The organism is Mesorhizobium sp. M1A.T.Ca.IN.004.03.1.1, assembly GCF_003997555.1.
Lineage (GTDB): Bacteria > Pseudomonadota > Alphaproteobacteria > Rhizobiales > Rhizobiaceae > Mesorhizobium.
Window position 1 is genome coordinate 1,004,057 of record NZ_RZTV01000001.1, and the last position, 22,730, is coordinate 1,026,786.

Sequence of the window (22,730 nt, forward strand, 5' to 3'; positions counted from 1 at the left end):
GCACCGAGCATGACCCGCATTACCGATCTTCGCGTCTTCGATCTGCGCTTCCCGACGTCGCAGAGCCTCGACGGGTCGGACGCGATGAATCCGGACCCCGATTATTCGGCCGCCTATGTCATCCTCGACACCGATAGCGAGGGGCTTAGCGGCCACGGGCTCACCTTCACCATCGGCCGCGGCAACGAGATCTGCTGCGCGGCGATCGAGGCACTGCGCCATCTCGTCGTCGGGATCGACCTCGACTGGGTGAAGCACGATCCCGGCCGCTTCTGGCACCACGTGACCGGCGACAGCCAATTGCGTTGGATCGGCCCGGACAAGGGCGCCATGCACCTCGCCGTCGGCGCGGTTGTCAATGCGGTCTGGGATCTTTGGGCCAAGGAAGCCGGCAAGCCGGTCTGGCGCCTTGTCGCCGAGATGAGCCCGGAAGAGATCGTGCGCATCGTCGACTTCCGCTATCTCACCGATGCGATCACGCCGGCCGAAGCGCTGGAGATCCTGAGGAAGGCCGAGGCCGGCAAGGCCGAGCGCATCGCCAGCCTCGAGCGCGAAGGCTATGCCTGCTATACCACATCGGCCGGCTGGCTCGGCTATCCCGACGACAAGCTGAGGCGCCTCTGCCAGGAAGCAGTCGACGAGGGGTTCAATCACATCAAGCTGAAGGTCGGCCGCGATCGCGCCGACGACATCCGCCGCCTCAGGATCGCCCGCGAGGTGATCGGTCCGGACCGTTACCTGATGATCGACGCCAATCAGGTCTGGGAGGTCGACCAGGCGATCGACTGGCTGCGCCATCTTGCCTTCGCCAAGCCCTCCTTCATTGAGGAGCCGACCAGCCCGGACGATGTCGCCGGCCATGCCAAGATCCGCAAGGCGGTGGCGCCGATCAAGGTTGCGACCGGCGAGATGTGCCAGAACCGCATCATGTTCAAGCAGTTCATCGCCGGCGGCGCGATCGACGTCGTGCAGATCGATTCCTGCCGCATGGGCGGCCTGAACGAGGTGCTGGCCGTGCTTTTGATCGCCGCCAAGTTCGGCTTGCCGGTCTGGCCGCATGCCGGCGGCGTCGGCCTGTGCGAATATGTCCAGCATCTGTCGATGATCGACTATATCGCGGTGTCGGGCACCAAGGATGGACGGGTGATCGAGTATGTCGATCACCTGCACGAGCATTTCCTCGAGCCCTGTGTCATTGAGAATGCGGCCTACATGCCGCCGACGGCGCCGGGCTTCTCGATCGAGATGAAGCCGGACTCGATTGCCGCCTACCTATTCCACAGTTGAATGCGAGCCGTAACGCAGGTGGCCTTGGCGGCGTTACGGCGTCGCTTCTACCTGGCGCGCTTCAGTCAACCTCGACGGCAAGCACCGCAACACAATCGCCGGCCTTGACCAGGCCGGGGAAATGGCGCGCGGCCAGGAGCCCTGACATCCTGGCCTTGATCTCCTTGGGCGCGGTGCCGGTGCGACCGGTCGAATGGATGCGCGCCACGACCTGGCCTTCCTCCACCTTCTCGCCGAGATCGATCATGGTCTCGATCATGCCCTCGTCCTCGGCAAACGCAAAGCAGTCCCCCGAGGGCATGTCGAGCCATTGAGTTCGATTTTTCTCGATAGCACCATCAACGATGCTGGCATGGCGAAGCACATTGAGGATGCCACGGCGAGCGATGCGCACCGTCTCGGCCCGGGCCGTGCCGCCACCGCCGAGCTCGGTAGTGACGAAGACCTTGCCCATCTGCTCGGCCGCGGTGTCATACATGCCAACGGTATCGATCTCGGTCATGCGCATCGAGAACGGAGCCGCGAAGGCCTCGACCGCGGCGAAGGCCTTTTCCTCCTGCTCCTTGTCCAGCAGCGTATGCGCGGCGCAGAACGGCACGAAGTCCAGCGTCTTTCCGCCGGAGTGGAAGTCGAACACGATGTCCGCCCGCGGCAACAATTCGCGCTGGAAATAGTCGGCGATCTTTTCCGTCACGCTACCGTCCGGCCGGCCAGGAAAGCTGCGGTTCATGTTGCCCTTGTCGATCGGCGAGGTGCGGCTGCCGGCGCGGAACGCCGGATAGTTCATCGCCGGCACGATGATGACGGTACCGGTGACATCCTTCGGGTCGAGCGTGCGGGCGAGCTCGTAGAGCGCCAGCGGGCCTTCATATTCGTCGCCGTGATTTCCCCCGGTGAGCAGCGCCGTCTGCCCCTTGCCGTTACGGACGACACAGATCGGAATCATCACCGACCCCCAGGCGGAATCGTCGCGGCTGTAGGGCAGGCGCAGGAAGCCGTGCTGGACACCGTCGCGCTCGAAATCGACCGTCGGCGTGATCGGCGATGGAGGCAGAGCTGACATCGGGCTCAATCCTTGACGAACAGCTTGCGCGGCACATTGGCCAGGCACTCGACGCCGGTCTCGGTGATCAGGATCGATTCGGTGATTTCAAGTCCCATTGTCTCGAGCCACAGACCCGTCATGAAATGGAAGGTCATGCCGGGCTTGAGCTCGGTGCGATCGCCGGGGCGCAGGCTCATCGTGCGCTCGCCCCAATCCGGCGGATAGGAAAGACCGATCGAGTAGCCGGTGCGGTTGTCCTTGACGATGCCGTACTTCTTCAGCACGGCGAAGAAGGCATTGGCGATGTCCTCGCAGGCATTGCCCGGCTTGGCGGCGGCAAGGCCCGCCTCCATGCCCTCGAGCGTCGCCTTCTCGGCGTCGAGGAAGGCTTGCGTCGGCTTGCCAAGGAAGACGGTGCGCGACAGCGGGCAGTGGTAGCGGTTGTAGCAGCCGGCGATCTCGAAGAAGGTGCCCTCGCCCGCCTTCATCGGCTGGTCGTCCCAGGTGAGATGCGGCGCCGAGGCGTCGGCGCCCGATGGCAAGAGCGGCACGATCGCCGGATAGTCGCCACCGATGCCCTCAACGCCGCGCGTGCCGGCATCATAGATCTCGGCGACCAGATCGCATTTGCGCATGCCGACCTCGATCTTGTCGACGATACGCTGATGCATGGCCTCGACGATGCGGGCGGCCTTGCGCATATAGTCGATCTCGGTCGGGCTCTTCACGGCGCGCCGCCAGTTGACCAGAGCGGTGGCGTCGACGAAGCGGGCGTTGGGCAGGTGCTTCTGCAGCGAGGCGAAGGCCGCCGCCGAGAACCAATAGTTGTCCATCTCGACGCCGATGGTCAGCTTGTCCCAGCGGCGATCGGCAAGCACGCTGGCGAGATAGTCCATCGGGTGCCGCTCGGTCGACTGCACGTAGTGGTCGGCGTAGCCAATGATGTTGTCATGCGCGAGATAGGCGGTGCGCTTGGCGCCGTTGGCGTCCTGGCCGCGGCCATACCAGACCGGCTCGCCCGAAGGCGGCACGATGACCGCCTGATGCACATAGAAGGACCAGCCGTCATAGCCGGTCAGCCAGGCCATGTTGGAGGGATCGCTGACGATCAGCAGATCGACCCGCTTGGCCTCCATGGCTTTCCGCGTCTTGGCAAGGCGATCGGCAAATTCGCTTCGCGAGAATTTCAGGTTTGGCTGCATTTTGTTGGTCCTCGTTTGTTGGGCCTCGCGGCCATATTCAGCTTTCGAAAATCGTTCCCGCTTTCGCTGCCCGCGCGCGGTCGCGGGCTAAAGTGGCGATCGCGGTGTCCTGCACGCCGGTGCCAGTGAGATCGGCGAGGGTGATGTCACCGGCCGATCGTCGTCCGTGCTTTTTCCCGGCGATGATCTGGCCGAGCTCGGTGACTTCCGCGTCGGCCGCCATCGCCCCTGCCTCGATGGCGTGGTGAAGCTCGCCCAAGCGCCGCGTCTGCTTCGCGCTGTCTGCGACATAGAGATCTGCCAGGCGAAGGATCGCCGGCGCGATCTCGTTCTTGTGCTCGGCATCCGAGCCCATCGCGGTGATGTGCTGGCCGGCCGAGACGAACCCGGCCTTGATCAGCGGCTCGGTCGAAGGCGTGGTGGTGACGATGATGTCGGCGCCCGCTGCCGTCCTCGCCGCATCCGGCTCGGCACGCACCATGATGCCCAGTCTCTCGCGCAAGCGGGCCGCGGTCGCCTCGGCCTTGGCCGCATCGCGCGCCCAGACGCGCGCCTCCGCGATCGGCCTGACGAGACGCAGCGCTTCCAATTGCAGGCCGGCCTGCAAACCGGCGCCGAAGATCGCCGCTATGCTGGAGTCTTCGCGCGACAGATGCTTGGCCGCGACTGCGCCGGCTGCGGCGGTGCGCACATCGGTCAGATAGCCATTGTCGAGCAGCAGCGCCTCGACCACACCGGTCTTGGCCGAAAGCAGCACTATCATGCCGCCGCCGCTCGGCAGGCCGAGCTTCGGATTGTCGAAGAAGCCGGAGCTTATCTTGACGGCGAAGCCATCTATGCCGGGCACGTAGGCGGACTTCACGTCGACCTCGCCGCGATGCTCGTGAATGTCGAGCCTCAAGATTGGCGGCATCGCCACCGGCATTGTCGCCAAAGCCCGAAAGGCGTTCTCGACGCAGGCGACCGCATCCAGATCGAGCGTCACGACCTTGCGCAGGTCTGTTTCGGTGAGGATGGTCATGCGGCTCATCTGGGGCGCTCCGTCAGTGCAGCGTCGCCGCAGACGATGCGGCGATGCAGGCTCATGTCGATGTTGCGGCCAGACAGGATGGCCACCACCGGTCCTTTCGCAGTGACCTTCCCAGCAAGCAGCGCGCCGATGCCGACCGCGCCTGCGCCTTCGACGATCTCGCGCTCTTCCTCATAGGCATGCCGGATGCCGGCGGCGATCTCGTCCTCGGAAAGCAGGATGACGTCGTCGAGCAGCTCACGGCACATGGCAAAGGTCAGCCGGTTATCGAGGCCGATGCCGCCGCCGAGTGAGTCCGCAAGCGTCGGCAATTCCTCGACCTGCACGGGGCGGCCGGCATCGAGACTCGCCTTCATCGCGGCACCGCGCGCCATCGAGACGCCGACGACTTTGGTGGCCGGGCTCACCCCCTTGACCGCCGCGGCAACGCCGGCCGCCAGGCCGCCGCCGGAGAGCGGCACCAGCACACTTGCTGCTTCCGGAACCTGCTCCAAGATCTCCAGCCCCAGCGTGCCCTGCCCGGCGACGATGTCCGGATGGTCGAAGGGCGGCAGCATGACCAGCCCCTCCTCCGCAACCAGCCTGTCCACCTCCTGCTGGGCATCGTCCTGGCTGTTGCCGACGATGCGAATATCCGCGCCAAGGCGGCGGATTGCATCGAGCTTGTTTTCGGGCACCAGCTTCGACAAGCAGATCACCGCGCGCATGCCCTCGAGCTTCGCCGCATGGGCCAGCGCGCGGCCGTGATTGCCGGTCGATGCCGCGACCACCCCGCGCAATCTTTCTCGCGGACTCAACGCGGCGATCGCGTTGGACGCGCCGCGCAGCTTGAACGCGCCGGTCGTCTGGTGATGTTCCAGCTTGAGGTGAACGGGATGGCCCGCCCGATCCGAGAGGCTTTGCGACAACACAGTCGGCGTCCGCTCGACCTTTCCGGCAATGCGTTCGCGCGCAGCGCGGATATGCTGAAGCGTGACTTCCGTTTTGGTCATTGGCATGCCCGCTCACCGGGCCAATGGCTTCGTCATCAGCCGGCCGAACTGCGGCCGCGCCGTGTCGTCGCCGCAAAGCCGCAGGCAGTTCCAGGCGCTCGCCTGGTTGCTGGTGACGACCGGGCGGCCGATTGCCTCCTCCATGCCTGGAACGGCGAGCGCCGCGCGTAGCGCGGTGCATGAAACGAACAGCGCATCCGCCTGCGCATGCGTCGCCTTGCGCGCCAGATCGACGAGCGAGGTAGGCTCGATGCGTGCCATCTCCCGATCGTCCTCGAAGCCGAGGCAGGTGACGCTCTCGATGTCGAAGCCGTGCGCGGCGAAATAGGCGGCCATCGGCCGGCTGGTCTCGACAGTGTAAGGGGTGAGAATGCTGATCCGCTTCACGCCAAAAGCGTTGAGGCCGCGCACGCCGGCCATGGGCGGCGTGACCACGGGAACATTCGGCTTGGCCGCCTGGATCGCCTGCTCGATCTCGGCGTCGCCGATCACCACGGAAGCAGACGTGCAGGAATAGCAGACGGCATCGAGCGTCTCGTCCGGCAGGATCAGTGCCGCGCCCGCCGAAAGCGAGGGCTGCATCTTGCGCAGATTGTCCGGCGTCGTCGGATTGGCGTAGGGGATGCGCGCGACATAGACGCCGATCCGCTCGCTCGCCACCATGCGGCGGAAGTCGACCTCGCTGGTATGATCGGTGGCCAAAGCAATCAGCCCGACGCGCTTTTCGAGCGGACGCGCATCGAGTGCGGGCCGGGTCGATGCCAGCTCGATTTCGGGCAACAGTTTCATGACTTTCATCTCTCGATCCTGCCGTAACGACGCTCCAGCCAGCGCAACAGCACGACGGAGCAGAGGCTGATGACGAGGAAGAAGGCGCCAACCAGCGTCATCGGCTCGATGTAGCGGTAATAGGTATTGGCGACGCTCTTGGCTTGGTTCATCAGCTCCAGCACGGTGATCGCCGAAAGCAGCGGCGTCTCCTTGAACATGGCGATGAAGTAGTTGGCCAAGGCCGGGATCATCGGCGGGATCGCCTGCGGCAGGATGACATGCGTCCAGGTGTGGCGGCCGTTAAGATTGCAGGCCTTGGCAGCCTCCCACTGGCCGCGCGGCACATTGTCGATTCCGGCGCGATAGACCTCGGCCGTATAGGTGCCGTAGTGCAGTCCAAGCCCGATGACGCCCGCCACCAAGGGCGGCAGCAGGATGCCGATATCGGGCAGCACGTAGAAGATGAAATAGAGCTGCACCAGAAGCGGCGTGCCGCGGATGAATTCGGCGAACCAGCCGACGCTGCGCGACACCGTGCGGTTAGGCGAGCGCCGCGCCAGCGCGATCGCCAGACCGACGATCCCGGCCAAGATCGAGCCGAGCACGGTCGCCAGGATCGTGATCTTCACCCCCTGGATCAGGGTCGGCATGATCTCCCAGACAAAGTTCCAATCCCATTCCATTAGCGGGCCCATTCCATCAGACACGCACTCCGTCGAGACCGCGCGCCATGCGGCGCTCCAGCGAGCGCACGCCCCAGGAGATGATCAGCGCGAGCGCGAAATAGATGACGAGAACGGAGACGAAGGGCATCAGCGTGCTGCCGGTCTGCGAGCGAACCACCTGCGCCTGGAAGGTGAGATCGGCAAGCGAGATCAGCGATACGACCGAGGTCGCCTTGAGCAGCTCGATCGCGTTGTTGCCGAAGGTTGGCAGCATGATGAGCAGCGCCTGCGGCAGGATGACGTGGCGCATGCCTTGCCAGCGGCCGAGATTAAGCGCGGTGCAGGCCTCATATTGCTCACGGCCGATCGACAGGATGGCGCCGCGCACAACTTCCGCCGCATAGGCCCCGACATTGAGCCCCAGCGCCAGCACGCCGGCCTGCAAAGGCGTCAGCGACAGACCGGCGAAGGGCAGCACGAAATAGGCCCAGAACAGCTGCACGAAGATCGAGGTGCCGCGGAAGAACTCGATATAGGTCGTGGCAATCGCGCGCACGATGAAGAAGCGCGATACGCGTCCCATGCCGGCGAGAAAGGCCATGACGAGCGCGAGCACCGACCCCATCAGCGTCAGCTCGATGGTGACAAGCGCTCCCTGCAATATCAGGCCGAGATAGCCGGACCACTGGGTCATTGAGTCTCAAATTTTCCTAACGTTTTGCAGTTGTTGCGAGACGGCTGCGACAGCCCCTTCTCCCCGTTCACGGGGAGAAGATGCCGGCAGGCAGATGAGGGGCAGCGCTGACCTTGAAATGCTGGCGCGCCGCCCCCTCATCCGGCTCTTCGAGTGACCTTCTCGCCGCAAGCGGGAAGAAGGGAGATTACTTCGCCGCGCAGAGCTTCTCGCGCGTCGTCGACATCGCCGCCTTGGCCGAGAAGCCGTAAGGCTCGATGATCTTGGCGAACTCGCCGGATTTCTTCATCTTGGCGAGCTCGACGTCATAGGCATCGCGCAGCGCCTCGTCGCCCTTCTTGAAGGCGGCGCCGTCGCAATAGACCGGCGCGCCCTGCACCGGCGCGATCACTTCGAGGTTCGGATCATTGGCCTTCTTGATGAGGTCGTTGATCGACAGAACGGGCAGCGAATAGGCATCGATGCGGCCATCCTGCACCATCTTCAGACCGCTCTGGCCGTCCGGCACGACGATGACGCGGTCGCGCGGCACGCCGGCATTGAGCGCCAGCTTCTCCTCGGTGCCGCCGCCCGGCGCGCCGATAGTGGCCGACGTGTCCTTGGCGACGTCCTCATAGCTCTTGAAACCCTTGGGGTTGCCCTTCTTCACCAGCATCGCTTCCGCATCGCACAGCACCGGCTCGGAATAGGCGACTGCCGCGCAGCGCTCGGGCTTCATGAACAGGCCGGCGGTGACGACGTCGAAGCGGCCGGCCTGCAGGCCGGGGATCATGGCGCCGTATTCGGAGATGGAGGCGACGATATCGTTGACGCCGAGGCGCTTGAAGATCTCGCGCGCTACGTCGGGTGCAGCGCCCGAGACCTTGCCGTCCGCGGCGACCGCCGTGTAAGGCGGCTCGTTGGCAATGGCGACGCGGGCGAAGCCCTGCTGCTTGAGCTGCTCGAGCTTTGCGTCGTCTGCCGAACGCGCGCCGGAGGCGAGCAGCATGGTGCTTACGGCGAGACCGGCGACGCCAGCCAGGATGCCAAGTTTCTTCATCGTTCCCAACTCCTTGTTTCTCTTCTTGGTTCGCTCGGTTCGGATGGCGTCCTTGCCACCCGTTTCTGGCTTTCGGGACGGCTTCGCCGCCCTGGCATGACGGTCAGACGCGATGGCCGGCCGCGATGATCTTCTTCAGGAAGCCCTGCGTTCGTTCCTGCTTGGGATGGCGGAAAATCTCATCGGGCTTGCCCTCCTCGACGATCCTGCCGCGATCGAAGAACAGCACGCGATCGGCAAAGTCGTGGGCAAAGCCCATCTCATGAGTGACGAGCAGCATCGTCATGTCGGTTTCGGCGGCGAGCTTGCGCATGACGTTGAGCACCTCCTCGACAAGCTCAGGGTCGAGCGCCGACGTGACCTCGTCGAACAGCATGATCTTGGGCGACAGCGCCAGCGCGCGGGCGATCGCGACGCGCTGCTTCTGGCCGCCGGAAAGCTGTGCCGGCATGCTCTTCGCCTTATCGGCGAGGCCCACCATGTCGAGCAGCTCCATCGCCCGTTTTTCGGCGGCGGCTCGCGCCACGCCCTTGGTCAGCATCGGCGCCAGCGTGACGTTGTCCATGACGCATTTGTGCGGGAACAGATTGAAGAGCTGGAAGACCATGCCGATCTTCTGGCGCATCTTGGCCAGGTGCCGCTCGTCGGCCGGCACCAGCTGCCCGTTGCGCTCCATGTGATAGAGCTGCTCGCCGTCGATCTGGATATGGCCGCCGTCGATCTTTTCCAGCGTCATCAGGATGCGCAGGATCGTCGTCTTGCCCGATCCGGATGGGCCGATCAGCGCCAGCTTCTCGCCTGGCATGACCTGCATCGACAAGCCGTCCAGCACCTTGAAGGCGCCGAAGCTCTTCGAAATGGCGTCGACCTTGATGATGGGCGCGGGCAATCCATTTCCCCGTTCTGAAACGGCCTATGCTCCTAACGATGCGAAACGCGCTAAATCATGTCAATTAGGAAAATAATATCATGACAATTTTTCGAGCGCTGCACAATTTCAGGGCAATTGGCGATCCGCTTTTGCATCAGATGGCGAGCAGAAGATGCTCCGGATCGCCCAGCAGGAGCTTGGCGACAACGCTCAAGCCCGAGCGCAGTTCCCCTTCGGTGGTCGAGCCGAGCGAGATGCGCACGGCCGGATGCCACGGCGTGTCGGCGATGCGGAACGACGTGCCCGGGGCAATCGCCACGCCGCGCAGGCGCGCCTGCGCAACGAAGCTCTCCTCGGCGCGGTCGCCCGGCAATTCGAGCCACAGATGCAGCCCGTCGCGATGGGAGCGATAGTCGACGCCGGCCAGCATTTCGGCTGCGATTTCCTGCCGGCGTCTCAACGCCCCGCGTTGCCAGTCGACCAACTCAAAAGCCGTGCCGTCATTCACCCACCGCGTCGCGATTTCCGCCACTATCGGCGTCGCCATCCAGTTCGAGACGAGATGGCGGTTGGCGACCGCCGCGACATAGCGGTCGGGCACGGCGAGATAGCCGATCCGCAGGCCGGGCACGGTTATCTTGGTGAAGGAGGTGACGTAGAGCGTCCGCTCGGGCGCGAAGGCGGCAACCGCCGGAGGCCGGCCTTCGACGAGCGGCCCGAGCACGTCGTTCTCGATGATGGCGATGTCATGTTTGCGCGCGACCGCGGCGATCTGCTCGCGCCGGCTGTCGTCCATCAAGCTCGCCGTCGGGTTGATGACCGAAGGTTGGACGAAAACAGCGCGAATGTCGGAGAGACGGCAGGCCTCGTCCAACGCTTCCGGGATCAGGCCGTTGCCGTCGATCGGCAGGCCTTCGAGGTTGAAGCCGAGATAGCGGGCGAGCGGCACCAGCGTGTGGTGGCCGATCGCCTCGGTGGCGACCGTCGAACCGGGCGGTGCGACGCTCATCAGCGCTACCGTCATGCCGGCGGTGGCGCCGTTGGTGAGGCTGATGTTCTGCGGTGAGGCGTCGAGGCCGCAGAGCTTCAGCCATTCGACCGCCACCGTGCGATGACGCGGGAACACCATGTTCGGCCGGAACGACAGCGCCGAACTCGACGGCAGGTTCTCGGCCAGCCACCCCAACGCCTGCTTCAGCTTCTCCAGATGCATCGGCTCGCAGACCGGCTTCAGGATCGAGAGGTCGATGACCTCGCCCAACCGTTCCGGGAGGTAGGGCGGCTCCGGCTCGCGGCGCTGCGTCTGCACGAAGCTGCCGCGCCCGACCTCGCCGGCAATCAGACCGCGGCGGATCAGTTCCTCATAGGCGCGGCTGACCGTCTGGACCGAAAGTTTCAGGTCGTCGGCAAGCCGCCGGTGCGTCGGCAGTCGCGCGCCATTGGCGAGCTTTCCGTCATGGATGGCGCGCGCGAACTGATCGGCCAGCGAGAGGTAGGCCGGGCGGCGGATGAGCGCAGGATCTGGCTGCCATAATGTCATGACTTTATTAGAGATCGAAATCAGTACAATTGACAATCGAAATAATGCATCGTCATGGTGTCCGGAACAAAAACTGGAGCCGGCATGGCGGCAGCAAAACTCGATCCGATCGACCTCAAGATCCTTGACGCCATCCAGCGCGACGGGCGCATCACCAAGCTGGCGCTGGCCGAGAAGGTCGGCCTGTCGCCGACGCCTTGCTGGATGCGGCTGCGCAAGCTGGAGAAGGCCGGCATTGTCTCCGGCTACCACGCCGCAATCACCATGCGCGCGATCGCGCCGGTGGCGACCGTGCTGATGGAGGTGACACTGGCCAGCCACCGGCAGGCCGATTTCGACCGTTTCGAGCGGGTCATCCGCGACGTACCCGAGATCGTCGCCTGCTGGTCGGTCGGCGGCGGCGTCGACTATGTGCTTAAAGTGATGGCGCGGGACATCGACGCCTATCAGCGGCTTGTCGACGCCCTTCTGGAACGCGAGATCGGCATCGACCGCTACTTCACCTACATCGTCACCAAGACGGTGAAGGAGGAGTCCGTGGTGCCTGTCGCCGACCTGTTGCCAGGCTGAAGCCGGAGAGATCGTCTGGCCCGGCGGGCCATGGGAGACAATCTCTCTCCTGGCGGCTGCCGAAAAAGCCTCTCTGTCTCGGTCGCGCGGCTAATCTCTCCGCATCGCCTTGGCACCGGGAGACAAACGATGTCCGCGCATTTTGCACGCCCACACCGCCACGAAGCACTGGATCGTCTCGCCGATCGCCGGCTGCTGCGCGATCTCGGCTATATCGGGGGCCATTGGACCGCCGGCGACTCGGCTGCGAGCTTCGCAGTCACCGATCCGGCCACCGGCGCCACAGTCGCCTTCGTTGCCGCCCTCGGCGCAAGCCAAACGGCGGAGGCTGTCGACGCGGCAGCGCGTGCCCTGCCGGCCTGGCGCTCCGCGCTGCCGCAGGAGCGCTCCGGAATCTTGCGAAAATGGTTCGAGCTGATCGTCGCCGCCAAGGACGACCTGGCGCTGCTGATGACGCTTGAACAGGGCAAGCCGCTAAAGGAATCGCTGGGCGAGATCGACTACGCCGCCTCCTTCGTCGAGTGGTATGCCGAGGAAGCAAAGCGCCTCAATGCCGAAAGCGTCACCAGCCATTTGCCGAATGCTCAGATGACCGTTCGCCGCGAGCCGCTCGGCGTCGTCGGCGTCGTCACCCCATGGAACTTTCCGTCGGCCATGCTCACCCGCAAGGCCGCTGCGGCGCTTGCCGCCGGCTGCACCGTGGTGGCGCATCCGTCCTCGGAAACGCCGCTTTCGGCGCTGGCGCTGGCCGAGCTCGGCGAGCGTGCCGGCCTGCCCGCCGGCGTCTTCAACGTTGTCACCGGGGATGCGCGCACCATCGTCGGCGCGATGTGCGCTGACGCCCGGGTGCGCGCCATGAGCTTCACCGGTTCGACCGACGTCGGCCGGCTGATTGCCGCGCAGAGCGCGCCGACGATGAAGCGACTGGTCATGGAGCTCGGCGGCCATGCGCCGCTGATCGTCTTCGGTGATGCCGATATCGAAAAGGCGGTGACGATCGCCCTCGACGCCAAATTCGCCACCTCCGGCCAGGATTGTCTTGCCGCCAACCGCATCTATGTGCAGCGCCAGATCTATGACCGCTTCTGCGCCGCCCTCGCCCGTCGCATCGAGCGTCTGCGCACCGGCAACGGGCTTTCCCCCGACGCCGATATCGGCCCGCTGATGCATGAGCGCGCCGTCAAGAAGGTGGAGGAGCAGGTCGCAGACGCGCTGGCTCGCGGCGCGCGCTGCCTCATCGGCGGCAAGCGCCATGCGGCCGGGCCGCTGTTCTATCAGCCAACGCTGCTCGTCGATGTGCCGGACGAGGCGCTGATCATGCATGAGGAAACCTTCGGCCCGGTCGCCGCCGTCACCCCGTTCGACGAGGAACGGGAAGTCGTCGCCCGCGCCAATGCTACCGAATATGGCCTCGTCGCCTATGTCGTGACCGAGAACGGCGCGCGCCAGGCGCGCATGGGTCGCGCGCTGGAATACGGTATGGTCGCGATCAACCGGGTGAAGATCACCGGCGCGCCGATCCCGTTCGGCGGCGTCAAGCAGTCCGGCATCGGCCGCGAAGGCTCGCGCCATGGCCTCGAAGCCTTCACCGATCTGAAATACCTTTGTCTGGACGTCGCCTAGCGCACGCCGGAAGAATTCCCTGCAAGGAGAAAAAAGATGCTCGAACAGTCCAACGAACTTTCGGCCTGGGATCGCGACCACTTCTTCCATCCCTCGACGCATATGGGCACGCATGCGCGGGGCGAGTCCCCGGCACGCATCATGGCCGGCGGCGAAGGCGTCACCGTCTGGGACAACACCGGCAAGAAGAGCATCGATGCCTTTGCCGGCCTCTATTGCGTCAATGTCGGCTATGGCCGCCACAAGATCGCCGATGCCATTGCTGATCAGGCCAAGAACCTCGCTTATTATCACGCCTATGTCGGGCACGGCACCGAGGCCTCGATTACGCTCGCCAAGATGATCATCGACCGCGCGCCGAAGGGCATGTCGAGGGTCTATTTCGGCCTCTCCGGCTCCGACGCCAACGAGACCAACATCAAGCTGATCTGGTATTACAACAACGTTCTCGGTCGGCCGGAGAAGAAGAAGATCATCTCGCGCTGGCGCGGCTACCACGGCTCCGGCGTCATGACAGGATCGCTGACCGGGCTCGAGCTGTTCCACAACGCCTTCGACCTGCCGCGCGCGCCGATCATGCACACCGAGGCCCCCTATTATTTCCGCCGCGCCGACCGCTCGATGAGCGAGGAGCAGTTTTCGCAATATTGCGCCGACAAGCTCGAGGAGATGATCCTTGCCGAGGGCCCGGACACCGTCGCGGCCTTTATCGGCGAGCCGATCCTCGGCACCGGCGGCATCGTGCCGCCGCCCGCCGGCTATTGGGAAAAGATCCAGGCAGTGCTGAACAAATACGACGTGCTGCTTGTCGCCGACGAGGTGGTGACCGGCTTCGGCCGTCTCGGCACCATGTTCGGCTCCGACCATTACGGCATCAAGCCGGACCTGATCACCATCGCGAAGGGCCTGACGTCTGCCTATGCGCCGCTTTCCGGCGTCATCGTCTCCGACAAGGTCTGGCAGGTGCTGGTCAGGGGTTCCGACAAGCTGGGCTCGCTGGGCCACGGCTGGACCTATTCGGCGCATCCCATCTGCGTCGCCGCGGGCGTCGCCAATCTCGAACTGATCGACGAGATGGATCTGGTGAGGAATGCCGGCGAGACCGGCGCCTATTTCCTCGCCGAGCTGGCCAAGGCCGTCGGCGGCCACAGAAACGTCGGCGAGGTCCGCGGCGACGGCATGCTGGCTGCGGTCGAGTTCGTCAGGGATCGCGACGATCGCGTCTTCTTCGATCCGGCGCTCAAAGTGGGCCCGCAGATCGCCACGACGCTCGCGGCAAGCGGCGTCATCGGCCGCGCCATGCCGCAGGGCGACATCCTCGGCTTCGCGCCGCCGCTTTGCCTGACGCGCGAGGAGGCCGACACCATCGTCGCCAAGACCGCCGACGCCGTGAACAGCGTGTTTGCCAGCCTCTGAGGCAATCCAAGAAAGGTGTGAAACGGTTTTCCGTGGGGAATTGCGCGAAGGCAAAGGAACAGATTGACATGAATGCCATGACCAGAACCGTCCCGGCCACGATGGCCGCCGTGCAGCTCACCGGCCACGGCGGCCTGGAAAAACTCGTCTACCGCACCGATGTGAAGGTGCCGTCGCCGGCTGCCGGCGAGGTGCTGGTCAAGGTCAGCGCCTGCGGCATGAACAACACCGACGTGTGGGTGCGCCAGGGCGCCTATGGCACGGAAGAAGATGCGGCCGCGGTATCGACCTGGCGCCGGCAAGGCAACACGCTGACCTTTCCTCGCATCCAGGGCACCGATACGGTCGGCACCATCGTCGCCGTCGGTGACGGCGTACCCGCCGAGCGCATCGGCGAACGCGTCATGGTCGACTTCTCCATCTACAACCGTGACGACGATTCGCTTGCCGACATCGACTATATGGGCCACGGCCGTGACGGCGGCTATGCCGAATACCAGGCGCTGCCGGCCGAGAACGCGCATGTCGTCAATACCGATTTGAGCGATGTCGAGCTCGCCACCTTCTGCTGCGCCTATCTCACCGGCGAGCAGATGCTGGAACGTGCAGGCTTGAAGGCCGGCGAACGGGTGCTGGTCACCGGCGCCTCCGGCGGTGTCGGCTCCGGCATCGTGCAGCTGGCGCGGGCGCGGGGCGCCATTCCCTATGCCGTGGTCGGCAAGGGCAAGGAGCAAGCGGTGCTCGACATCGGCGCCGAGAAAGTGATCACGCGCGGCGTGGCCGACCTGCCTGCCGCCGTCAACGAAGCGACCGCTGGCCAACCCATCGACGTGGTCGCCGATCTTGTCGGCGGCGCCATCTTCAATGATCTGCTGCGCATCCTGCGGCCCGAGGGACGCTACACCACCGCAGGCGCCATCGCTGGGCCGGTGGTGCAGCTGGACCTGCGCACCATGTATCTGAAGCAGCTTCAGCTGCACGGATCGAGCCAGGGCACCAGGGCCGATTTCCGCCGCATCGTGCGCTACATCGAGGAGAAGAAAATCCGCCCGCTGGTCGGCGGCGTCTACAAGCTGTCGGACTTCCACCGCGCCCAGACCGACTTCATGGCCAAGGACTTCGTCGGCAAGCTGGTGGTGGTGCCGGACGCGATTGCCGACACGAACAAGTAACGGCCGATGGCGGCGGCCGACGGTTGACCTTCGCGGTCAGCCCTTGCGCTCCTGAAGGATGTTGCCGCCATCCACGACGAGGACGGCCCCGTTGACATAGCTGGCGCCGTCGGACGCCAGGAACAGCACAGCCGCAGCGACCTCCTCCGGAGTGCCGGCGCGTCCAAGCGGCGTGTTTTGCGCCGCGACGAGCTCTTCCGGCGTCGAGGCGCCCGTCGCGATCCAGCCCGGCGCCACGGCGTTGACGGTGACGCCGCTGCGGCCGACCTCCAGCGCAAGCGCATGCGTCAGCCCGACCATGCCTGCCTTGGCGGCGGAATAAGCGGCCTCGCCTTCGTTGGAGACGTAAGGGCCGGTGACCGAGGCCATGTTCACCACGCGTCCATGACCGCGCTCTACCATGCCGGCCAGAAATGTGCGTGTGGCAAGGAATGTGGTCTTCAGGCTGACATCGATGCCGCGGTCCCAGTCGCGCTCGCTGAGATCGAGAAATCGCCGCTGCAGCGCCGGCTGAGCGACCGTTCCCATCCCGGCATTGTTGACGAGGATATCGATCTCGCCGACCTCCGAGCAGAGCCGCTCGACATCCGCTGCACGCGTCAGATCGGCCACCACCGCACGAACGTCGAGCCCCTCCGCCCGCAGCTCTTCAGCGCGCTGCTCGACGCGATGCGACGAGGCGGTGATCGCGACCGCAAGCCCGGCGTCGCCGAGTGCGCGCGCCACCGCGACGCCGATGCCGTCGGCGGCGCCCGCGCCGGTCACCAGCGCCGTGCGGGATTTGCGAAACGTGGTCATGAGCCCTCCAAGGCGATGACGCCAATGCCGCGAGTCAGTATCCGGCGCTGATGCCGAAATCGATCGAAAGCGCGGCCCCGGTGATCGGCGCCGCGCCGGGCTGGCAAAGATAATGGATGAAGGAGGCGATCTCTTCCACGCCGATGAACCGTGCTCTTTCCCCTTGTGGGTAGTGCCCAAGGAGCCGGCGCTTGTAGCCGTCCGGGTCATCTCCGCCATAGGTCCTTGCCTGATACTCGATCATCGGCGTCGCCGTGTCGCCAGGACAGACGGCGTTGACCCTGATGCCGTGCGGCGCAAGCTCCAGGGCGAGAGCCTTGGTCAGCATCACCAGCCCGCCTTTGGAGGCGCAATAGACCGCCGCGCCGCTGTTGCCGACGATGCCCGCGTCGGAGGCGATATTGATGATAACGCCCTGCGCCGCCGACAGGTGCGGAATGGCGGCCGAGATCAGGAAGAAGGCGCCTTTGAGATTGACATCCAGCACCAGGTCCCATTGCTCTTCGCGGACCTCGCTTGCCGCTCCCTCGAGCCAGACGCCGGCGGCGTTGACGAGAATGTCCAGGCCGCCTCCCCACTCGCGGGCCTTGTCCACAACCTCCCGGCAGGCGGCGACGGAACGGATATCGAGCGGCAGACCGATCGCGTTCGCACCGGTCGCGGCAATCCTTGACACGGCCTCGTCGAGTTTCGCGCCGGGAAGGTCGGCGAGCACGATCCGCTCACCGTCAGCCGCAAGGCGCAGTCCCGTCGCAAGACCCATTCCCCCGGCGCCGCCCGCGATCAGGACGGTTCTTGCAGCCATTCGATAACCTCCGCTGTGCGATGAGCGTTGCGGCGAGACACAGTCCGGCATCCGAACCACGTCGGAGAGACATCTCGCATGCGCCACGCCGGACAAACAATGATCACAGCACCGAAGCCATTCGCTTCGCGATCACCCCAGCTCCAGCGTCGTGATGCCGAAAACCTTCGACGGCACATTGCCTGGTTTGCCGCCCCGATACATGCGGGTCGTCGTGAATCCGGGGACCATGCCGACAGCCTGAAGCACGGCGGTGAAGCCGATCTGGGTGGCCGGCACGTCGATATGCAGCGCCTCGCCTGCCGTCCTTCCCGTCAGTTCCGCCATCAAAGCCAGGGCTGTCTCCATGTCGTCCGCGAACAGCGGACCGATCTTGAAACCTTCGCGGCATCGGCGCGCCACGCCGTAGCCGGCAAGGCCGGTCGAGCCAGTGGACATCATCGCGATCCGGGGCGGCTGCAGCCATGCCCGCAGGAAGGCCTCCCGAGGCGCCGGGAAGCACTGGCGGTCATAGGCCAGGATCTCGGACGTTGCCGACCTGTCCACGCCACGAAGCCCAAGCGTCGATGCTCCTTCGCCGATTCGGCGAAGAGACCGCCCATTGAACGCTAGACCGTCGAGCGAATTATTATCCGGGTTTTTCGAATCGATGCAAAGGGTTAGCAAGAACGCGCCGAAACATCAGCTGTTGTTCCAATGGGCAACTGGACACGACCGTCGAAGGCGGGGAATCTTCTTTGGTCGTTGCTTCGAATTGAATGGAGTGCCCGAGGAAATGCCCCTGAGCGCCGAAGAAATCGCCAGTCATCCGGCAGCTCTGCGCGGTGTCAAGGAGCAGTCGCGCGCGCTCATCCATATCTACGAAACCAGCCCGCGCCTTGCCGCCGTTTTTGCCACCCAGCAGCGCTGGCTGCTCGGCCATGTCGGACTTGCGCTGCATTTCAGGCGCGACCCCGATGACCGCCGCACCGAAATGACCGTAGCGCGTTTCATCGAGGTCGTGCGCCGCAATTCAGTCGCCAGCCGCAACACCGCCGAAGCGTTCGTCAAGGAAATGCTCCGTTACAACGTCGCCGAATATATTTCGTCGCGTGGCGATGGCCGGGCTCATCCGTTGCGGGTGACCGCGGCCACCATCGAGACCTTTACCGGCTGGATCCATGCCCATTTGCGAACGCTCGACCGCATCGATGGCGGAGCCCGGCTGACGACTTTCCTCGGACACCCCGATATGCTGGCCAAGCTGCAGCCATTGATCTGCGACGGATTGCTCGCATCCATTCCGGTGCGGGAACCCCAGCAAACCTTCTCGTTGTTCATCTGGCTCAACAACGGCGGCATCGTCATGGACTGGCTGATGTCGGGTATCGATCCGGAGGACGCCAGCCTCGAGAAGATTCCGACCGGCGTCATCTCGATCAGCGAATTTGCGCATTGGCTGAAGCTGTCGCGCACGCATCTGGCGCGCAAGCTCCGCGACGCCGAGGCGCTCGGCAGCATCGGCTGGGTCGGCCAGCGCGGACATTCCGTCATGTGGGTGTCGCGGCAGTTCTTCGACGAATACATGGCCGTCCAGGCAGCCAAGCTCGCCATCGTCGACGCAGCCTTCGAGGCGAGTTTTTCCGGCGCGAGCGAAGGCTGAGCGCCGCGGCGCCTGCTCCGAGCTTGCCGTGACGGCGCGCAAAGAGACGCGCCGTTGAGCCGCTTCGACCATGACGCGGCGCTCAGAGCAATTCCAGGAAAGTGTGAAACGGTCTTCCGTCCGGAATTGTCAAATCAAAGAGCTAGGGAGGCTTGCCGTTTCCGTGGAACGGTGAACCGCTCTATGTCCTCAGTCGATGTCGAACGACACGCCTTGCGCCAAGGGCAGGGCCTTGGAGAAGTTCACCGTGTTGGTGGCGCGCCGCATATAGGCCTTCCAGGCGTCCGAGCCGCTCTCCCGGCCGCCGCCGGTTTCCTTCTCGCCGCCGAATGCGCCGCCGATCTCGGCGCCCGACGTGCCGATATTGACATTGGCGATGCCGCAGTCCGAACCGTCGACGCCGAGAAAGCGCTCCGATTCCTGCAGGTCACGGGTAAAGATCGAGGATGACAGGCCTGCGCCGACCGCATTGTGCAGGTCGAGCGCCTCGTCGAAATCGGCATATTTCATCACATAGAGGATCGGCGCGAAGGTCTCTTCCGTCACCGGCGAAACCTGCTTCGGCATTTCGACGAGCGCCGGATGCACATAGTAGGCCTCGGGATGGCCGTTCTCGAACCGCTTGCCCCCGGTCACCTTGCCGCCATGCGCTTCCGCTTCGTTCAACGCCTTCTGCATATTGTCGAAGGCGGCCTTGTCGATCAGCGGACCGACCAGCGCCGAGGTCTCCAGCGGATTGCCGACCGAAACGCTCTGATAGGCCTTCTTCAGGCGCGGCAGCAGCGCGTCATAGACGCTCTCGTGCACGAACAACCGCCTGAGCGTCGTGCAGCGCTGGCCGGCGGTGCCCATGGCGCCGAACGCAATGGCGCGCAGCGCCATGTCGAGATCGGCGCTCGGGCATACGATGCCGGCATTGTTGCCGCCGAGCTCGAGCACCGCGCGTGCAAAACGCTTGGCCAGCCGCGGACCGACCTCGCGGCCCATGCGGGTCGAGCCCGTGGCCGAGACCAGCGGCACCTTCGGATGGTCGACCAGCACCTCGCCGACGGCGCGGTCGCCGATCAGCACCTGGAGTAGTCCTTCCGGCGCATCGGCGCCGAAACGCCTGGCGGCGCGCTCGAAGATCGCCCCGCAGGCAAGCGCCGTCAGCGGCGTCTTTTCCGACGGCTTCCACACCACCGCGTCACCGCACACGAGTGCAAGTGCCGCGTTCCACGACCACACCGCGACGGGGAAGTTGAAGGCCGAGATCACGCCGACGACGCCGAGCGGATGCCAGGTTTCCATCATGCGGTGTCCAGGGCGCTCGGTGGCGATGGTCAGGCCGTAGAGCTGGCGGGAAAGACCGACCGCGAAATCGCAGATGTCGATCATCTCCTGTACTTCGCCAAGACCCTCGGACGGGATCTTGCCGACCTCGATCGACACCAGCCGGCCGAGCTCCGCCTTGTGAGCACGCAACTCCTCGCCGAGCAGGCGCACCAGTTCGCCCCGCTTCGGCCCCGGCACCAGCCGCCAGGCCTGGAAGGCCTTGTGCGCGACATCGATAGCCTTGCCGGCATCGACCGCCGAGATCGACTTCAGTGCCGCGATCTGCTCGCCCGTCACCGGGCTGCGCACGATGAGGTCGCCGCCGGAAAGCGTATCCTTGGCGACGCCAAGTTTCTCCAGAAGTGAGGCCGTTTCCTTCGCAATCGTCATGTTTGTTCCTTTTCAGATCTCGCCTTGGATATGGCGAGCGTCGAAGCCTTGCGCCACGTCTTGTCGCCGCCCTGAGGCACGACGGCGCTTTCATGGCGTGGCATTACTCGTTTCAGGGAAAAACCGCCACCCCGGGATGGTCCAACCCCCGGCGCGCAAAATTGGGCCAGCAGTGAAAATGGGATCAGCGCGCCTTCTTGGCCTGCGACTTCTCGGTGCTTTCCTTGATCAGCCGGTCGATATGCATGCGGATATGAGCGGCTTCGGCGGCGGTGTTGGCTAAAGCGATCGCGCGGTCGAAGGCCACGCGCGCCTCCTCGCCACGGCCGAGCTGCATCAGCAGGCCGCCCTTCAGGCCGAAGAAGTGGAAATAGCCTGCCAGCCGATCTTCGAGCGGCTCGATCATCGCCAGCGCCGCTTCGGGGCCGCGCACCTTGCTCACCGCAACCGCGCGGTTCAGCGTCACTACCGGCGACGGCTGCATCTGCTCGAGCAAGCCGTAGAGCAGGTCGATCTCGGTCCAGTCCGTATCCTCGGGTGTTGCCGCCCGCGCATGCAATGCCGCGATCGCCGCTTGCACCTGGTATGGGCCAGGCTTGCGATGACGCAGCGCCTTGTCGACCAGCGCCAGGCCCTCGTCGATCATCTTGCGGCTCCAGAGCGACCGGTCCTGATCCTCGAGCAGCACGATCTCGCCATGCGCGTCGAAGCGCGCCGGCGCGCGTGCATGCTGGAGAAGCAGCAGCGCCGTCAGGCCCATGATCTCCGGTTCCTGCTGAAACAGCCTGAGCAGCAGCCGGGCGAGCCGGATCGCCTCCTCGCAAAGCGGCGCGCGGGCCGGCGCCTCGCCGCCATTGGTCGAATAGCCCTCGTTGAAGATCAGATAGATCATGGCCGCGACCGCCGCCAAGCGCTCGGAACGCTCGACCGCGCCTGGCGTCTCGAACGGCACGCCGGCATCGGCGATGCGCGCCTTGGCCCGGGTGATGCGCTGCTCCATGGCGCTCTCGCCGACGAGAAAGGCGCGCGCGATCTGCTTGACGGTCAGGCCGGAGACGATGCGCAGCGCGACCGCGATCTGCTGCGTCGCCGGCAGGTCCGGATGGCAGCAGATGAACAGGAGCCGCAGGATATCGTCGCGATAATGCGCGCCGTCCAGCCGCTCGGCCATATCGCCTTCGGCATCCTCGAGATCGGAGATCTGGTCCTCTTCCGGCATCGGCGCCTGCTTGGCGCGCTTGCGCACCGCGTCGATGCCGCTGTTGCGGCCGACGAAGATCAGCCAGGCCGCCGGATCGCGCGGCGGCCCGTTTTTCGGCCAGTTCTTCAGCGCCCTCAGGCATGCATCCTGGAAAGCTTCTTCCGCGGCGTCGAGGTCGCGGAAATAGCGCAGCAGCGCGCCCATCGCCTGCGGACGGGCGGTGCTGATCGCGTTGCTGATCCAGGCAAGCTCGGTCATGCGGGAACCTTTGTCGGATTGAAGACCGAGATCGGCCTGATCTCGTAGGAACCACCGCTCGGATTGACCTCGGAGAGTTCGCGAGCGAACTCGACGGCTTCGTCCAGGTGATTGCATTCGAGCGTGTAGAAGCCGAGGAACTGCTCCTTGGTCTCGGCGAACGGGCCGTCGAGCACCACCGATTCGCCCTTGACCTTGCGAAGCGTCGTCGCGGCTGTGGTCGGCAGCAGGCGCGCCACCGGCCCCAGCCGGCCTGCCCTGGCGTATTTGTCCTGTACGTTGAGGAGCTTTGCCATGACCTCCTCGTCCTGTTCCTTGCTCCAGGAGCAGACGACGTCTTCGGAGGCATAGCAGAGGATGGCATAAAGCATGGCGCGTCCTTTCCGTATCAAAGGACGCAACAGT

General features: G+C 64.8%; 22 protein-coding genes. 6 read left to right on the top strand and 16 right to left on the bottom strand.

The genetic code is table 11. The features are described 5' to 3' along the window. Positions 1–9 precede the first annotated feature (9 nt). Entirely contained in the window at positions 10–1,287 is a 1,278-nt protein-coding gene (locus tag EOD29_RS04775; RefSeq protein ID WP_127246037.1) for an L-fuconate dehydratase, read from the top strand. A gap of 61 nt (positions 1,288–1,348) precedes the next feature. Here the strand turns inward: EOD29_RS04775 and doeB are convergent, their stop codons facing one another. From doeB to EOD29_RS04825, 10 genes are all read right to left on the bottom strand, one after another. Continuing rightward, positions 1,349–2,350, bottom strand: coding sequence for a N(2)-acetyl-L-2,4-diaminobutanoate deacetylase DoeB (doeB, locus tag EOD29_RS04780; protein ID WP_127246038.1), 1,002 nt, complete (start codon positions 2,348–2,350; stop codon positions 1,349–1,351). A 5-nt stretch (positions 2,351–2,355) separates the two neighbouring features. Continuing rightward, positions 2,356–3,534, bottom strand: coding sequence for an ectoine hydrolase DoeA (gene doeA, locus EOD29_RS04785; RefSeq protein ID WP_127246039.1), 1,179 nt, complete (start codon positions 3,532–3,534; stop codon positions 2,356–2,358). Positions 3,535–3,571: 37 nt separating this feature from the next. Then, positions 3,572–4,564: a cyclodeaminase gene (locus EOD29_RS04790; RefSeq protein WP_067326190.1), complete on the bottom strand. Its 993-nt coding sequence runs from the start codon at positions 4,562–4,564 to the stop codon at positions 3,572–3,574. Then, the gene (gene eutB / locus EOD29_RS04795; RefSeq protein ID WP_127246152.1) at positions 4,561–5,556 is read right to left on the bottom strand and encodes a hydroxyectoine utilization dehydratase EutB; all 996 of its coding nucleotides are present in this window, start codon (positions 5,554–5,556) and stop codon (positions 4,561–4,563) included. The genes EOD29_RS04790 and eutB overlap by 4 nt, the downstream gene beginning before the upstream one ends. Positions 5,557–5,568: 12 nt before the next feature. Then, the gene (gene eutA / locus EOD29_RS04800) at positions 5,569–6,345 is read right to left on the bottom strand and encodes an ectoine utilization protein EutA (protein ID WP_067327080.1); all 777 of its coding nucleotides are present in this window, start codon (positions 6,343–6,345) and stop codon (positions 5,569–5,571) included. Positions 6,346–6,350: 5 nt separating this feature from the next. After that, positions 6,351–7,010 (bottom strand): ectoine/hydroxyectoine ABC transporter permease subunit EhuD, encoded by a 660-nt coding sequence (ehuD, locus tag EOD29_RS04805; protein WP_067002307.1) that lies wholly within the window; start codon positions 7,008–7,010, stop codon positions 6,351–6,353. 16 nt (positions 7,011–7,026) lie between these two features. Next, positions 7,027–7,686 (bottom strand): ectoine/hydroxyectoine ABC transporter permease subunit EhuC, encoded by a 660-nt coding sequence (ehuC, locus tag EOD29_RS04810; protein ID WP_095781183.1) that lies wholly within the window; start codon positions 7,684–7,686, stop codon positions 7,027–7,029. 187 nt (positions 7,687–7,873) lie between these two features. Continuing rightward, positions 7,874–8,725, bottom strand: a complete 852-nt coding sequence (gene ehuB, locus EOD29_RS04815) for an ectoine/hydroxyectoine ABC transporter substrate-binding protein EhuB (protein ID WP_067326181.1) — start codon at positions 8,723–8,725, stop codon at positions 7,874–7,876. A gap of 103 nt (positions 8,726–8,828) precedes the next feature. Continuing rightward, a complete protein-coding gene (gene ehuA, locus EOD29_RS04820) occupies positions 8,829–9,614 on the bottom strand; it encodes an ectoine/hydroxyectoine ABC transporter ATP-binding protein EhuA (RefSeq protein ID WP_067326178.1) in 786 nt (261 codons plus the stop codon). Between the two features lie 136 nt (positions 9,615–9,750). Next, the gene (locus tag EOD29_RS04825) at positions 9,751–11,136 is read right to left on the bottom strand and encodes a PLP-dependent aminotransferase family protein (protein ID WP_127246040.1); all 1,386 of its coding nucleotides are present in this window, start codon (positions 11,134–11,136) and stop codon (positions 9,751–9,753) included. An 84-nt stretch (positions 11,137–11,220) separates the two neighbouring features. Between EOD29_RS04825 and EOD29_RS04830 the strand changes: the two genes are divergently transcribed. The 4 genes from EOD29_RS04830 (at position 11,221) to EOD29_RS04845 (ending at position 15,917) form a co-directional block, all read left to right on the top strand. Next, on the top strand, positions 11,221–11,706 hold the full coding sequence (locus EOD29_RS04830) for an Lrp/AsnC family transcriptional regulator (RefSeq protein WP_127216188.1): 486 nt from the start codon (positions 11,221–11,223) through the stop codon (positions 11,704–11,706). Between the two features lie 129 nt (positions 11,707–11,835). Beyond that, a complete protein-coding gene (locus EOD29_RS04835) occupies positions 11,836–13,329 on the top strand; it encodes an NAD-dependent succinate-semialdehyde dehydrogenase (protein WP_127246041.1) in 1,494 nt (497 codons plus the stop codon). 36 nt (positions 13,330–13,365) lie between these two features. Beyond that, positions 13,366–14,745: an aspartate aminotransferase family protein gene (locus EOD29_RS04840; RefSeq protein WP_127246042.1), complete on the top strand. Its 1,380-nt coding sequence runs from the start codon at positions 13,366–13,368 to the stop codon at positions 14,743–14,745. A gap of 68 nt (positions 14,746–14,813) precedes the next feature. Continuing rightward, positions 14,814–15,917, top strand: coding sequence for an alcohol dehydrogenase family protein (locus EOD29_RS04845; RefSeq protein ID WP_095800413.1), 1,104 nt, complete (start codon positions 14,814–14,816; stop codon positions 15,915–15,917). A gap of 36 nt (positions 15,918–15,953) precedes the next feature. Here EOD29_RS04845 and EOD29_RS04850 read toward each other — a convergent pair whose 3' ends face one another. From EOD29_RS04850 to EOD29_RS04860, 3 genes are all read right to left on the bottom strand, one after another. Beyond that, positions 15,954–16,715 (bottom strand): SDR family NAD(P)-dependent oxidoreductase, encoded by a 762-nt coding sequence (locus EOD29_RS04850; RefSeq protein ID WP_127246043.1) that lies wholly within the window; start codon positions 16,713–16,715, stop codon positions 15,954–15,956. 34 nt (positions 16,716–16,749) lie between these two features. Continuing rightward, a complete protein-coding gene (locus EOD29_RS04855) occupies positions 16,750–17,520 on the bottom strand; it encodes an SDR family oxidoreductase (protein WP_095800415.1) in 771 nt (256 codons plus the stop codon). A gap of 132 nt (positions 17,521–17,652) precedes the next feature. Further along, positions 17,653–18,066 carry a hypothetical protein gene (locus EOD29_RS04860; RefSeq protein WP_127246044.1) on the bottom strand — a complete coding sequence of 138 codons (414 nt, stop codon included), beginning with the start codon at positions 18,064–18,066 and terminating at the stop codon, positions 17,653–17,655. Positions 18,067–18,295: 229 nt separating this feature from the next. Between EOD29_RS04860 and EOD29_RS04865 the strand changes: the two genes are divergently transcribed. Then, a complete protein-coding gene (locus EOD29_RS04865; RefSeq protein WP_095800417.1) occupies positions 18,296–19,162 on the top strand; it encodes a hypothetical protein in 867 nt (288 codons plus the stop codon). A gap of 189 nt (positions 19,163–19,351) precedes the next feature. Here the strand turns inward: EOD29_RS04865 and EOD29_RS04870 are convergent, their stop codons facing one another. From EOD29_RS04870 to EOD29_RS04880, 3 genes are all read right to left on the bottom strand, one after another. Next, positions 19,352–20,866, bottom strand: a complete 1,515-nt coding sequence (locus EOD29_RS04870; RefSeq protein ID WP_127246045.1) for an aldehyde dehydrogenase family protein — start codon at positions 20,864–20,866, stop codon at positions 19,352–19,354. Between the two features lie 184 nt (positions 20,867–21,050). Beyond that, on the bottom strand, positions 21,051–22,325 hold the full coding sequence (locus EOD29_RS04875; RefSeq protein ID WP_095800418.1) for an RNA polymerase sigma factor: 1,275 nt from the start codon (positions 22,323–22,325) through the stop codon (positions 21,051–21,053). After that, a complete protein-coding gene (locus EOD29_RS04880; RefSeq protein WP_067002334.1) occupies positions 22,322–22,696 on the bottom strand; it encodes a YciI family protein in 375 nt (124 codons plus the stop codon). Before EOD29_RS04880 ends, EOD29_RS04875 begins: the two co-directional genes overlap by 4 nt. Positions 22,697–22,730 lie beyond the last annotated feature (34 nt).

Coding starts and splice junctions, on each gene's coding strand:
- ehuD (WP_067002307.1), bottom strand. CDS start 7,010: ATGGAATGGGATTGGAACTTTGTCTGGGAGATCATGCCGACCCTGATC.
- EOD29_RS04835 (WP_127246041.1), top strand. CDS start 11,836: ATGTCCGCGCATTTTGCACGCCCACACCGCCACGAAGCACTGGATCGT.
- eutB (WP_127246152.1), bottom strand. CDS start 5,556: ATGACCAAAACGGAAGTCACGCTTCAGCATATCCGCGCTGCGCGCGAA.
- EOD29_RS04775 (WP_127246037.1), top strand. CDS start 10: ATGACCCGCATTACCGATCTTCGCGTCTTCGATCTGCGCTTCCCGACG.
- EOD29_RS04865 (WP_095800417.1), top strand. CDS start 18,296: ATGCCCCTGAGCGCCGAAGAAATCGCCAGTCATCCGGCAGCTCTGCGC.
- EOD29_RS04875 (WP_095800418.1), bottom strand. CDS start 22,325: ATGACCGAGCTTGCCTGGATCAGCAACGCGATCAGCACCGCCCGTCCG.
- EOD29_RS04870 (WP_127246045.1), bottom strand. CDS start 20,866: ATGACGATTGCGAAGGAAACGGCCTCACTTCTGGAGAAACTTGGCGTC.
- eutA (WP_067327080.1), bottom strand. CDS start 6,345: ATGAAACTGTTGCCCGAAATCGAGCTGGCATCGACCCGGCCCGCACTC.
- EOD29_RS04825 (WP_127246040.1), bottom strand. CDS start 11,136: ATGACATTATGGCAGCCAGATCCTGCGCTCATCCGCCGCCCGGCCTAC.
- ehuB (WP_067326181.1), bottom strand. CDS start 8,725: ATGAAGAAACTTGGCATCCTGGCTGGCGTCGCCGGTCTCGCCGTAAGC.
- EOD29_RS04790 (WP_067326190.1), bottom strand. CDS start 4,564: ATGAGCCGCATGACCATCCTCACCGAAACAGACCTGCGCAAGGTCGTG.
- EOD29_RS04850 (WP_127246043.1), bottom strand. CDS start 16,715: ATGACCACGTTTCGCAAATCCCGCACGGCGCTGGTGACCGGCGCGGGC.
- ehuC (WP_095781183.1), bottom strand. CDS start 7,686: ATGACCCAGTGGTCCGGCTATCTCGGCCTGATATTGCAGGGAGCGCTT.
- EOD29_RS04880 (WP_067002334.1), bottom strand. CDS start 22,696: ATGCTTTATGCCATCCTCTGCTATGCCTCCGAAGACGTCGTCTGCTCC.
- doeB (WP_127246038.1), bottom strand. CDS start 2,350: ATGTCAGCTCTGCCTCCATCGCCGATCACGCCGACGGTCGATTTCGAG.
- doeA (WP_127246039.1), bottom strand. CDS start 3,534: ATGCAGCCAAACCTGAAATTCTCGCGAAGCGAATTTGCCGATCGCCTT.
- EOD29_RS04840 (WP_127246042.1), top strand. CDS start 13,366: ATGCTCGAACAGTCCAACGAACTTTCGGCCTGGGATCGCGACCACTTC.
- EOD29_RS04855 (WP_095800415.1), bottom strand. CDS start 17,520: ATGGCTGCAAGAACCGTCCTGATCGCGGGCGGCGCCGGGGGAATGGGT.
- EOD29_RS04830 (WP_127216188.1), top strand. CDS start 11,221: ATGGCGGCAGCAAAACTCGATCCGATCGACCTCAAGATCCTTGACGCC.
- EOD29_RS04845 (WP_095800413.1), top strand. CDS start 14,814: ATGAATGCCATGACCAGAACCGTCCCGGCCACGATGGCCGCCGTGCAG.